The following is a 13,202-nucleotide window of genomic DNA, read 5'->3' on the forward strand; positions in this document are numbered from 1 at the left end:
ACGTCACCTTTTTCGATTGATCGGAAGGACGACGATGTCGTTTATCCTTGTCTCTTGCTATTCGTCTATTGTATAGAAATTAAAGATTGACAGCAAGGCTTAAAGTTGTTAATTTTGAGTTATCGATAACACACATGATTTGAGGAGGTTATGAATATGCTGAAAGGGATACCCTCCATTCTGTCGCCTGAGCTGTTGAAGGTGCTGATGGAGATGGGCCATGGCGATGAAATCGTTCTGGCGGACGGCAACTTCCCGGCCGCCAGTCACACGAATCGCCTGCTTCGCTGCGACGGCCATGGTGTACCGGAATTATTGGAAGCGGTTTTATCGCTGTTCCCGCTAGATACGTACAGTGAACATCCGGTCGCTTTGATGGCGGTTGTACCGGGTGACAAGGTGGAAACGCCGATTTGGGACACTTATACGGATCTGATTCGCAAGCACTCGACACCAGCGATTGAGCATATAGACCGCTTTGCTTTTTATGAAAGAGCGAAGCAAGCTTACGCCATCGTGGCAACGAGCGAGAAGGCGTTATACGCCAATGTTATTTTGAAAAAAGGCGTTATTTCCACATAGTTTGAATTATCGGTAACTCTCTAATCGTGTCAATAAAGTGTCAGCATATCCATGCAGTTACTCAAAACTTAGGAGGAACATACGATGGCAAACAGCACGCACAGATGGAATCAGGAATTCCCGAAGATTGGCATCCGGCCAACGATCGACGGTAGAAGAAAAGGTGTTCGCGAATCGCTCGAAGAGCAGACGATGAACATGGCGAAAGCCGTGGCCGCTTTGCTCAGCGAGACGTTGAAATATCCGAACGGCCAGCCCGTCGAATGCATCATCGCAGATACATGCATCGGCGGCGTAGCGGAAGCTGCGGCGGCAGCCAGCAAATTCGCCAAAGCGGGCGTAGGCGTATCCATTACCGTTACCCCTTGCTGGTGCTACGGAACGGAAACGATGGATATGGATCCGTCGACACCGAAAGCGATCTGGGGCTTTAACGGCACAGAGCGTCCGGGCGCCGTCTACTTGGCAGCGGTTCTATCCGGTCATGCGCAGAAAGGAATTCCGGCGTTCGGCATTTATGGGAAGGACGTGCAGGATGCCGGAACGACGGACATTCCGCAGGATGTTCAAGAGAAGCTGATCCGCTTCGCCAAAGCCGGCCTCGCAGCCGCTTATATGAAAGGCAAATCGTACCTCGCAATCGGCTCCGTGTCCATGGGCATCGCCGGTTCGATCGTCAACGAGGAGCTGTTCCAGAACTACCTCGGCATGCGCAACGAATATGTGGACATGTCGGAATTGGTCCGCCGAATCGATGAGGAAATTTTCGATCCGGAAGAGTACCAATTGGCCTTGAACTGGGTGAAAGAAAATTGTGCGGAAGGTCCGGACAAGAACCCGGCCGAGATCCAAACGTCGCGCGAGAAAAAAGATCAGGACTGGGAAACGGTCGTGAAGATGTCCTTGATCGTTCGAGATCTTATGGTAGGCAACCCGCGTCTGGCCGATCTCGAATTCGGCGAAGAGGCGCTGGGCCACAATGCTATTCTGTCCGGCTTCCAAGGACAGCGGCATTGGACGGATCATTTCCCGAACGGAGATTTCATGGAGGCGATCCTGAACACGTCCTTCGACTGGAACGGGAAGCGCGCGCCTTATTTGGTCGCTACGGAGAACGACAGCTTGAACGGGGTTGCGATGCTGTTCGGCAATCTGTTGACGAATACGGCGCAAATTTTCGCCGACGTAAGAACATACTGGAGCCCGGATGCAGTGAAACGGGTAACCGGTCACACCTTAAGCGGCGCTGCCAAAGACGGTATCCTGCATTTGATCAACTCCGGTCCTGCGGCGCTGGACGGAACAGGCGAGCAGTCGCGTGACGGCAAGCCGGCTATGAAGCCTTACTGGGAGATTGCGGACGAGGAAGTGGACAAATGCTTGAAAGCGACATCCTGGCGTCCGGCTTCCGTTGAATACTTCCGCGGAGGCGGCTACTCTTCGGATTTCCTGACGAAAGGCGGCATGCCGGTTACGATGTCCCGGATCAATCTTGTGAGAGGTTTGGGTCCCGTGCTGCAGCTGGCAGAGGGCTACTCGGTAGATTTGCCTGAGGATGTTCATAAGACGTTGGACGACCGTACGGATTCCACTTGGCCGACAACATGGTTCGCTCCGATTCTGACAGGCGAGGGCTCGTTCACGGATGTATATTCCGTTATGGATAATTGGGGCTCTAATCACGGCTCGATCAGCTATGGCCATATCGGCGCCGATTTGATCACGCTGGCGGCGATACTTCGAATCCCGGTATCCATGCACAACGTGGCCAAAGAACACATCTTCCGTCCTCGCGTATGGAGCAATTTCGGCACGTCCGATCCGGAAGGCGCGGATTTCAGAGCTTGCGCTTCCTTCGGTCCATTATATAAGTAACACGAATTGAGGTGGCGCCGGTGAGCACGAACATGAGCACGAATTCGCTGGGCATGTTGGCCGTCGACTTCGGGGCTAGCAGCGGCAGAACGATTCTGGGACGTTGGAACGGCTCCAAGCTGACAGTCGAAGAGATTCATCGCTTCGCCAATGATCCGGTTGAACTGAGCGGCAGATTGTATTGGGATTTTCTAAGACTTTTTCATGAGCTCAAAAAAGGCATTCACGCCTTCAAACAGCATGAAACAGGCAGCCCCGCATCCATTGCCGTGGATACGTGGGGTGTGGATTACGGCTTCGTTGACGGCAAGGGAAGATTGCTCGGCAACCCGTATCACTATCGGGAAGCCCGCAATGCCCAAGCGATGGAAGCTTTGCTTGAGCAGACTTCCCAGCAAGATCTATACAGCCGATCAGGTATTCAGCCCTTATCCTTTAATACGATTTTTCAGCTGTACGCCGAGAGAAGCGAGCAGGGGCTGGACCTCCCGGACGATGTGCGTCTCCTGCTGATGCCGGACCTTTTCCGTTTCTACTTGTCCGGCGTCCGCTCCACGGAGTACACGATCGCCAGCACGACCGGGCTGCTCGATTCAGCGGCAAGAGACTGGGATCGAAGCTTGCTGCACAGGCTCGGCATCCCGGACAGCCTCTTCACGAGCATCGTGATGCCCGGGACGATCGAAGGCCAATTGCGCAGCGAGATTACCAAGGAGCTGCAGATCGGGCCGGTCTCCGTCGTCGCTTCGGCTTCTCACGACACGGCTTCTGCCGTCGTTTCCATACCGTCTCTGGAGACGGACTACGCCTTCATTTCTTGCGGCACGTGGTCGCTGATGGGCGTTGAGCTCGATCAGCCGATCCTGACGGAAGCAAGTCTCCAGTACGGCTTTACGAACGAAGGCGGGGCCGAGCATAAGATTCGCATGCTCAAAAATATTATGGGCCTGTGGCTGCTCCAGGAATGCCGGAGACAGTGGGAGCTGGAGGGCGTTTCCCTCAGCTTCGCCGACATGCAGGAGATCGCCAAGGCGGAGCCGGGGCTGCGCAGCTATGTCGACGCCCAAGACCCGGTATTCCTCGCTCCCGGCAATATGCCGGAACGTATTCGCCGCTATTGCGCGGAGACGGGGCAATCCGTTCCGCAATCGAAAGCGGAAATTATCCGCTGTGTTGTCGACAGCTTGGCGATGAAATTCAAACAAACGCTGGACGAAATCGAAGAGCTGCTGGAGCGCAAGCTGCAAACGATTCATATGGTCGGCGGCGGCATTCAAAACCAGCTGCTCTGCCAGTTGACGGCCAATGCGACGGGGCGTCCGGTTATCGCCGGTCCTGTAGAGGCGACGGCCATCGGCAATATCATGATGCAGGTCAAAGCGCACGGCGAGGTCTCGTCACTCGATCAAATCCGCCAAGCCGTAAGGGATTCGTTCCCGCCTGATCGGTACGCGTCCAAGGATGAAGAGCAGTGGCAGGAAGCTTACCATACCTATCGGCAAGTGATTGCCAACCATTCTGTAAGGAGCTGAAAGAGCAATGTCTGAGCAGCACATCCGAGAAGAATTAACGAAATATGCCCGCAAAAGCGTTGCCAAAGGCCTCGTCGTAGGTCCTGGCGGCAATATAAGCGCAAGATTCGAAGATACGATGTTCCTATCGCCGAGCGGCTTCGCGCTTGAGGATATCGAGCCGGAGCAGTGGGTGCCGGTTGATATTCCTTCGGGGACTATTCTGGACACAACGTATCGTCCGTCCTCCGAGGTGCTGATGCACTTGTTCTGCTACCGTGTCAATCCGAATATGACCGCCATCGTGCACACGCATCCGGCTTACTGCATCGCTTTGACGCTCGTTGACGACGAACTGCCGATGCTGTTCCCGGACCAAGCGGCGCTGGTCGGCGACGTAGCCTTCGTGCCGTACGTCGTGCCGACGACCGACAAGCTGGCCAATCTCGTAGCGGAGAAAGCGGACCGGTACAGCTCTATTTTGCTGAAAAATCACGGGCTTGTGACCACCGGCAAAAATTTGCGCGAAGCTTACTACCGCACGGAAGTGATGGAGGAAAGCGCGAAAATTTATATGATCGCCAAGTCGGTCGGTACCCCGAGAAGGCTGACGGAGGAAGAGTACAAGGAAATTCAAGGCTTGGAAAGCGAAGCCTACCGCGTCAATTTACTGCAGCAAATGAAATAAAGATGAATGGGATTAAACCGTTCTCATCGCTTGCGATGGGGGCGGTTTTTTATTGTTGGCTTTCCCGCTATATCCGACACGTTGATCGTAATAAAACTCATTGGAAACCCGTCCGTTGTACCATACAATGAAGAGGATGCTTGTGAAGGATGAAGAGGTGGCAAAATGGTCAATATTTTGGTTGTGGATGACGAACCGATGATTTGCAAAGGCGTGGCTGCGATTTTGAAGCAGTCCAAGCTGGATATCGGCGAAGTTTTTATCGCGTATAACGGTTTTGAGGCGTTGGACTTTATTCATTTGGAGAAGATCGATCTCGTGTTTACCGATATCCAAATGGACCAAATGAACGGCATTGAGTTGATTGAAAATATATTCATGGAGGATCCGTCGATCCCCATCGTCATTTTATCGGCACACGGTGAATTTGAATACGCCCAGAAAGCGATCCGTTTCGGAGCGAAGGAATATCTGGTCAAGCCGATCACTCCGCCGCAGCTCCTGTCCGTCACATCCAAGCTGTTGAAAGAGAAGGATGAGCGGCAGCAGCATTTCTCGAATTGGGAAACGGGCAGCACAATCGCAGACGTAACCGACCTGCAGTTAAACTATTATTTAAGCGAAATTGTTACCGGCACCGTTCATGAATCCGAGGTGCCCGACATTCGGGAGAGGCTGGGCGGCCGCTTGACCGGCACACATTTCAGCATGCTGTTGATCAAGCTGTCGCTGGACCGTGGCGGCATTCGCGACGAGCCCATATCGACCCTGAAGGACCGCAACCTGCTCAAGTACGCTGCTCTCAACATTATGACAGAGACGGCAGGCTCATGGAGCCATTTTGTTATTCATACGCACAATTCAACGTTCGCCCTGCTGATGCAAATGCCGGAGGAAGTGAAGCATGGCACCCTTGGCATGAACCAGATGCTGATGATGGCCCAGATGGTGCATACGAATCTGCAGAAGTATGTCAATGTCAAGTGCCAGATTGGGATTTCCCGTATTCGCGAAGGGATCGTACAGTGGCCGCACATTTACGATGAAGCCATGGAGAGTTTGGCTTGGGGCGAAAAGCAGAAAGACCATTACATGTTCTATATCGAGGATATCGGCAAGACGACGAATCAGCAGCAAATGACGAACACGCAGGTCGACGAGGCCAATAACCGGATTGTTTATCATGCCAAAACATACATTGAGCTTCATTACTGCAACAAGGGGTTGAAGCTTCAGGATATCGCCGACAGCGTGCATTTGAGTCCGAACTATTTGAGCTATTTGTTCAAAAGAGTGATGGGCATCAATATTTGGGATTATGTGACGCAGCTGCGCATGGAGAAAGGCAAGCAGCTGATCCTGACGACCGACAAGCGCCGGTACGAAATATCCGAAGAGATCGGGTACGAGTCGCCGGAGCATTTCAGCAAAATTTTCAAGAAGCATTATGGCATGAATATTTCGGAATTGAAGTCATCCGGTACGTAATATGCGACACGATAAGCGTAACAGGGCACATCGCTCCAGAGCAGGGCTCCCTTTATAATCGTAATTGCAGCAGTACTTAAGATTACATGATTGGAAAGGGGAACCACATATGAAAGCCAAACAAACATCCGCACTCGGTGTCATTGCGCTGACGGTCCTGCTCGCAGGATGCGGGACGCAGCCGGCGGCGACGAGCGCGCCAAGCACGCCAGGCACGAGCCCGTCAACAACCGGAGGAACGACCGCTACAGCGGCTCCAGCGAAAAAAGTGACGATTACCGCACAAGGGTTCAAGCCGGATCAGAAGGAAAAGAACGATCAGCTCGATCAGCGAATCGCCCGCTTTAAGGCGAAAAATCCGAACGTCGAGTTCAAGAAAGACGATTGGCAGTACAATCCGCTGGAAATCGGCATTAAGATGGCCTCCAACAGCGCGCCGACGGAGTATACGACGTATGCGACCGAAGGCAAGGTGCTGGTTGACAAGAAATGGGTAGCTGACATTACCGATTCGATGAATGCCTGGGCACATGCTCAAGATATGAACGATCTGCTCTCCAAGCCTTTTGTCGTGAACGGCAAAACGTACGGCGTGCCGATTGACGGCTACGTGATGACGATTACGCTGAACAAGAAGCTGTTCAAGGAGAAAGGCGTAGAGCTGCCTCCGATGGATTGGACATGGGACGATCTGCTTGAAGCAGCGAGGAAAATCAACGATCCGGCCAAAGGGATTGCAGGCTTCATTCCGATGGGCAAGGGGCCGGAGGCAGGGTGGAACTGGACGAATTTCCTGTATGCGGCGGGCGGCGACGTGCAGAAGCTTGACGGCGGCAAGGTCGTCAGTGTATTCAATTCCGAAGCTGGATTGAAAGCGCTTGAATTTTATAAAAAGCTCAAGGACGAGAACCTCATTCCCAAAAACTGGGCTCTCGGTTACGGTGATGCTTTGAACGCGTTCTCGCAAGGGCGCGGCGCGATGGTCATGTGCGGAAGCGGCAACGCGGCGGACACGGCCATTAATGAAGGCGGCATTGCCAAAGAGGATCTGATCGTGTATCCGATGCCGGCATTGACCAAAGGCGGCAAGCATACCGGCGTGCTCGGCGGCAACTACCGCGTGATCAATCCGAAGAGCGACAAGGATCAGCAGGCGGTTGCTTTCAAATGGATTACCGACGAATATTTCACGGACGATTTCCTGAACTCAACGCAGAAAGAAATCGAAGACCGCAAAACGAAGAAACGGGTGTACATTCCGCAGCCGATCAACTACTGGAAAGACTCCTCCGAATTCGGCAAGAAGTATACGGACCTTCTGGCGAAGTATGACAACGTATTCAAATATGATCCGCAATTGATCTCCTTATGGGACGGCAAACCGGAAGCGCAGTACGAAGCGCAAAAATACTACACAGAGATGGCCAATGTGATCCAGAAAGTGTTCACAACCAAAGACGTCGATTTGAAAAAGACGTTGGCCGACGCTTCGAACAAAGTGCAAACCGAAGTATTTGACAAAGTCAAAGTCGAATAACGGCCGGAACGATTCGGATCTAAGCCGTCAGCGGTTTAGGTCCGATTTCATAAGGAGTGTTGCAGATGAGTGCAGAATTGAGCGCACAGCCCGCAGTTGCGGCAAAATCAGCGAGAAAGAAAATCAATTGGTATTTGTGGGGGACGCTGTTCATACTCCCGGAGCTCGTGATCTTTATTCTTTTCCTGTGGGTGCCGATTGTCAAAGGAATTATCTACAGCTTTTACAATATTGATTTTGTCGAGGGCAATCATTTTATCGGGTTGGCTAATTACCTGAATATTTTTCAGGATGAGCTGCTGCTTATGTCGGTCAAAAATACGTTGATCTATATGGGGCTCGGGATTGTTATCGGTTTCTGGATACCGCCGCTGATTGCGATCGCTGTCACGGAACTGAAGCGGTTCCAAGGCGGAGCGCGCATCGTCGGCTACTTGCCCAGCGCCATACCGGCTATCGTGCTCTATGGGATGTGGCAGTGGTTTTACGATGCGGTAGGGCCGATCAACTCCTTCCTGCAGCGTATCGGCCTTCCGCAGCTGGAGTTTTTCAGCCCTGGGCTGGCGATGGGCTCCATCGTTGTCATGGAGACATGGCAGAGCTTCGGCGCAGCGACGCTCATCTATATTGCTGCGATCGTCGGTATCCCGAGGGATATATACGAAGCGGCGGAGATCGATGGAGCTAGCGTCTGGCAGCGTATTCGTTACATCACCTTGCCAAGCATTCGCACGTTAATGATGCTGCTGCTGATGCTGCAGGTGATCACGACATCGCAGGGCTTTCAAGCGCAGCTGTCGATGACCGACGGCGGACCGAATAATGCGACGCTGACCTATTTGCTGTGGCTGAACCATACGGCTTTTCGCGATCTTGATTTCGGCAAAGCAAGCGCTATGGGCAGTTTGATGTTTTTCGTCCTGGTGCTGCTGTCCGTCCTGTATAATTTGCTCCAGCGCAGAGGTGAGAAGGCATGAAGCATCAAGAACGCGGCATTATTTCCAGGTACGATATGAAAAAAGGCCCCGTCCGCACCGGCTATACACTCATGGTGCTGCTGCTGCTGCTGATGGCCCTGACGATGCTGTATCCTTTCTTCGATACATTTTTCGGCTCGCTCAAAACACGTGAGGAGTTTTTCGCTTTCCCCCCGACCTTTCTTCCGGAGAGCTGGGTATGGACGAATTATAAGGACGCTTTCACGGGATTTGACCTGCCGCTCCTTACTTTTCTCAAAAATACGGTGTTCATCTATGTCGGCAATGTGGCTGTATCCTTGCTTCTGATCGGTTTGGCGGCATACGCGCTGTCGCATCTGAAAGTGCCTTTCAAACGGTGGGTGACGCTGTTCTTCTTCTCGACGCTGCTCATCCCCCCGGCCGCCTATATGGTGCCGAACCTGCTTAATTTGAAGAGTATGGGCATGCTGAATACGTATTGGGCATTCTGGCTGCCGGCTGCAGCGAATGCGTACTTCATGCTGCTGCTTAAGAACTTCTTCGACGGCATCCATCAAGAAGTTCTGGAAGCGGCGCGAATCGACGGAGCGGGGGAGTTCTCCTCGTTCGTCCGGATCGCCGTACCGCTGTCCACGCCGATTATCGGGACGCTGCTCATGCTGTCTTTCTCCGCGACATGGAACGATTTCTACTGGCCAAGTCTGGTGATGACCGAAAGAAGCATGTACCCGCTCGCCACAGGCATCTATCTGTATGTCGTCTATTCGACCTCGGTCATTCCGTGGAGTGTGCGCTTTGCTGTGCTGACGATGGCGATGCTGCCGCCTGTGCTGTTTTTTCTCGTTTTTCAAAAGTTCATTATCCGGGGCATTTCGGTATCCAGCGTCAAAGGATAGTCGAGGAACGCTTATCAGAACTCCGTTCTGGTGGCGTTCTCTTATGCTTAAAGGAGATTGTGTGCCAAGTATCGAAGTAGGGAGCAGATCGTGCGGTTGAAAGGCAGGTAAGTAAGTATGTTGCAAATGCTGCGTAATATGAATCTGATGAAAAAGCTGATTGTGCTGCTCATCACGTTCGTCGTCATCCCGATCCTGGTGCTGGATCTGGTTGTCGCCAAGAAGCTCGAATCGATTACCGAGGAGCAGGTGGGGAATGCTTTGCTCCAATTGGTGCGGGGCAGCCACCTTACGCTCGACCGGGAAAGCAGCGATTTCGACGAGAAAACCGAGAAAATCATGATCTCCCAAGAGATTCAACAGCTTGCCAGTCTGCCTTCCTTTTCGGAATATGAGCGGTTTGAAATTTTCAAGACATTGGATAAATATTTGAACAATTATTCGACGAATGCGATCCGGTATTCGATGTTTTTCTCGGATAAGGATAAGCAGTATTCGTTCGTGCCGAATCCCGATATTTTAAACAACGGCATTTTTTATGCGACGGATTTGGATGCGCTTTCTTGGTACCGTGAAGTTAGCCAGGCGAAGGGGAAAGGCGTGCTTCAGATCATCGATAAATTCGGCTACAATCCGAACAAGGTGAAAACCGTCGCGTATATGAGACAGATGAACAGCATTTATCATGGCGAAAGTGTTATCGGCTATTTGGTCGTTTCGGGTATCGAGACGCCTTTGCAGCAGGATTTCACGCCATTCGAGAAGTACGCCGACGCCCAGATCATGCTGCTGAATCCGAACAATGTCGTGCTGGCGACGAATACGCCTAAATTCGAGATTGGCGATAGCGTCCCCGTAGCGGCGGGCAAATCGGAAGGCGTCTATAAGCTGAAGGAAGATGGCGTGGCATACATGCATGTGCTTCATACGAGCGAAGTGACGAATACGAAGCTGCTGATGCGCGTCCCCGTGCAATCGATCATTATCGATCATATCAGCGTACAGAAGCTGGTGCACTGGATCATGGTCATTTATTTTTTTATACTCATTCTGGCGTCCATGTACTTCATTCAGTCGATCCTGAAGCCGATCTCCAGACTGGCGCGCATCACCAACTCGTACCACCCCGGCAGGCCGCTGGCCATTACGATGCATTCGGAGAGCAAGAACGAGATCGTGCTGCTCAGCAACCATTTCATACGGATGACGGACCGGTTAAATCAGACGATATACGATCAATATGAGCTGGAATTGAAGCATAAAGAGATTGAGCTGTCGATTCTGCACACGCAAATTAACCCGCATCTCCTCTACAATACCTTGGAATCCGTCTACTGGCATACCTTCATGGAAGGAGCGGCGGAGTCGGCGGAAATGATCAAAGATTTATCGCTCATCATGCGGATCGGATTGAGTAAAGGCAAGCTGCTCATTCCGGTGGCGGAGGAGATCAATCACGCTGAAGCTTACGTGCGTTTGCAATTGTTCCGGTACGAATATGCGTTCAAGGTACATTGGGACATTGAGGAAGAGGCGAAAAAGTTCCTCGTACCGAAGGTCATCCTGCAGCCGATTATTGAGAATGCGATCCTCCACGGCATTAAGAACATGAGCCAGGACGGGGAATTGTGGATTAAGGTGCGAAGCGGCGGCGGCATCGTTACACTCAGCGTTGAGGATAACGGCTACCGGCAAGCGGATATCCAGCTGATGAACGCCATTCTGGGCGGGAAGGAAAGCAATCGGGGCTTCGGCATCATTAACGTGCAAAAGAGGATCCAACTGCATTACGGCAAGCGTTACGGCTTGCATTACAGTCTTCGTGACGATCAGGGGGTATGTGCCCGGATTGAGCTTCCGTCGATGCGGGATGAAAATGAAATCAAGCAGCCCCCGGCCTAAGGCGGGGTTGCGCGAAAACACCTCTGCACAGGAACATTTCGGCAGATTAACGGGAGATATTCCAGTTATTCTGCTATAACTGCTCTTTGCGGTAAAATTAACTGGAGGAATTCCTGTTAACAGTCATGGCATCCGCACCGCTCGCTGACGTCACTTAAACGCGCCTGACTAATCTAGCTACTCTAAGTAATCACAGCTCTACCACAAATCAAGCTACTCTAAGTAACCACAACTCCACCACAAGTCAAGCTACTCTAAGTCATCCACATCACAACTTCATATCACGCAAACGCTCAAGTCTTACATAGAACGCACGCATCATCTACATCAACCACAGTTCACGGCCGGAAGTGGCTGCGTATTGCTCCGATGGCAGCCCGGATAGTTGCTCCATCCTCAGCCCCTACTAGCGAACAGCAGGAAATTCTCCCGTTAAAATCTTCGAAGTCCCGTTTACTAGCTGCCATAACTGGAAATTGTCACGTTATTTCGCACGAAAATGCCTCTGCAAAGCGACAACGCGGCAGATTAACGGGAGACATTCCAGTTATCCTGTTATAACTGCTCCTTAAGGTAAAATTAACAGGAGGAATTCCTGTAATCGTTCATGGCATCCTGGCATCCTGTACCACTCACCCAAATACACCCACCGGTGCCTCGCAAAAGCCAGAAAGCCAGCGGAAAGATCCTCCGCCAGCTTTCAAATGTATTCCCGTTCCGGGGCTCCGTACATATGTAGTCGTTTAGTTTTGCGGCAAACCAAACTCGTTCTCTGATGAATTGCTGCTGTCCGTTATCTCTACGTATTGATCGACCGTATCCAGAACCTGGCTCAGCTGCCAACGGCTAAACACCACACGGTCCGAATAGATCGCATTATATGTGCTATCTTCCTTGCTGATCTTAAAGCCCCGGTAATTCTCATAAATGGTTCTCATTCTGATCTCTCCCTCGCTTTGATGTATATCTTAAACTATCATCAAACGGCTATTTTTGGTAGAGGTGTAAATTGAGAGATATTGTCTAATCATGACTAATTCCATCAGAAATTTATGAATGGCTTCATATTTGCTGCTAGTAAAGGGATCGAGGCACTCGATTCGCTGCTTGAACGCAATGGAGAAGTCGGCGATTTCGCATAAGGTATTGGAATTTTGTTCCAAAGTTAGTGCAGCCACGTTCCTTTTTCAAGGAGTTGAAAGGTTGACAAAGTTCAGTTGGCGATGATAAGATTAACGCAACAAATTAAACCTTAGTAAACTTATAGGAATTAACTGAAATTGTAACGAGCCGAACTGACCGGAAAACCGGAAGCGTGGATGCGGAATCCATGCTTTTTTTTATGGCATCATGCAGAATCAAGACATTCATAAAGGAGCGAATGAAAATGAAAATTGAGTGGTCATTTGAAATGAACCGGCCGTGGACGATAGATCAAGTACTTAACTTTGTTACGATTGCGAACCGATTCAAAAGTCAGATTTATGTGGGGGCCAAAGGGCGAATGCTCAATGCCAAAGGGCATCTCGGTGTCGTGTCACTAAGTCTTTCGGTTCCTCCCAATGCTACGATTTTGTTGGAGATAGAGGGGGAGGATGCGCAAGAAGCGTTCGAAGGGGTAGCGGTTTATTTGCAAAATGAAGAGCAGCGCGAGCGGGCAGCCCGGTTGCCCTCATCCTCCTTGATCAAGCGGCGGTCACGTGTCGCTCAATAGCGTCCAGGTCACCTTTTGCTATTCTGTTCCTATTTGTGTTACAGTTAAGG

Annotated in this window: 11 protein-coding genes; 10 read left to right on the top strand and 1 reads right to left on the bottom strand. The window is 51.3% G+C overall.

Annotated elements, in window-relative coordinates:
• The first annotated feature begins 156 nt into the window (after positions 1 to 156).
• From fucU to J2X61_RS19295, 9 genes are all read left to right on the top strand, one after another.
• Entirely contained in the window at positions 157 to 582 is a 426-nt protein-coding gene (fucU, locus tag J2X61_RS19255; RefSeq protein ID WP_310189862.1) for an L-fucose mutarotase, read from the top strand.
• An 84-nt stretch (positions 583 to 666) separates the two neighbouring features.
• Positions 667 to 2,457 (top strand): L-fucose isomerase, encoded by a 1,791-nt coding sequence (locus tag J2X61_RS19260; protein WP_310189864.1) that lies wholly within the window; start codon positions 667 to 669, stop codon positions 2,455 to 2,457.
• 20 nt (positions 2,458 to 2,477) lie between these two features.
• Positions 2,478 to 3,989 carry a rhamnulokinase gene (locus J2X61_RS19265; RefSeq protein ID WP_310189866.1) on the top strand — a complete coding sequence of 504 codons (1,512 nt, stop codon included), beginning with the start codon at positions 2,478 to 2,480 and terminating at the stop codon, positions 3,987 to 3,989.
• 7 nt (positions 3,990 to 3,996) lie between these two features.
• Entirely contained in the window at positions 3,997 to 4,656 is a 660-nt protein-coding gene (locus J2X61_RS19270) for a class II aldolase/adducin family protein (protein WP_310189868.1), read from the top strand.
• Between the two features lie 165 nt (positions 4,657 to 4,821).
• The gene (locus tag J2X61_RS19275; RefSeq protein ID WP_274469514.1) at positions 4,822 to 6,144 is read left to right on the top strand and encodes a response regulator transcription factor; all 1,323 of its coding nucleotides are present in this window, start codon (positions 4,822 to 4,824) and stop codon (positions 6,142 to 6,144) included.
• Positions 6,145 to 6,253: 109 nt separating this feature from the next.
• Positions 6,254 to 7,681: an ABC transporter substrate-binding protein gene (locus J2X61_RS19280; protein ID WP_310189871.1), complete on the top strand. Its 1,428-nt coding sequence runs from the start codon at positions 6,254 to 6,256 to the stop codon at positions 7,679 to 7,681.
• A gap of 65 nt (positions 7,682 to 7,746) precedes the next feature.
• A complete protein-coding gene (locus tag J2X61_RS19285) occupies positions 7,747 to 8,658 on the top strand; it encodes a carbohydrate ABC transporter permease (RefSeq protein ID WP_274469512.1) in 912 nt (303 codons plus the stop codon).
• Positions 8,655 to 9,536, top strand: coding sequence for a carbohydrate ABC transporter permease (locus J2X61_RS19290; protein ID WP_310189873.1), 882 nt, complete (start codon positions 8,655 to 8,657; stop codon positions 9,534 to 9,536). Before J2X61_RS19285 ends, J2X61_RS19290 begins: the two co-directional genes overlap by 4 nt.
• Positions 9,537 to 9,653: 117 nt before the next feature.
• A complete protein-coding gene (locus J2X61_RS19295) occupies positions 9,654 to 11,438 on the top strand; it encodes a sensor histidine kinase (protein ID WP_274469510.1) in 1,785 nt (594 codons plus the stop codon).
• A gap of 743 nt (positions 11,439 to 12,181) precedes the next feature.
• Here the strand turns inward: J2X61_RS19295 and J2X61_RS19300 are convergent.
• Positions 12,182 to 12,376: a hypothetical protein gene (locus J2X61_RS19300; protein WP_274469509.1), complete on the bottom strand. Its 195-nt coding sequence runs from the start codon at positions 12,374 to 12,376 to the stop codon at positions 12,182 to 12,184.
• A gap of 449 nt (positions 12,377 to 12,825) precedes the next feature.
• Between J2X61_RS19300 and J2X61_RS19305 the strand changes: the two genes are divergently transcribed.
• Entirely contained in the window at positions 12,826 to 13,152 is a 327-nt protein-coding gene (locus J2X61_RS19305; protein WP_274469508.1) for an HPr family phosphocarrier protein, read from the top strand.
• The last annotated feature ends 50 nt before the right edge of the window (positions 13,153 to 13,202 follow it).

This window comes from Bacillus sp. 3255 (genome assembly GCF_031456485.1).
In the GTDB taxonomy this organism is placed as follows: Bacteria; Bacillota; Bacilli; order Paenibacillales; family NBRC-103111; genus Paenibacillus_E.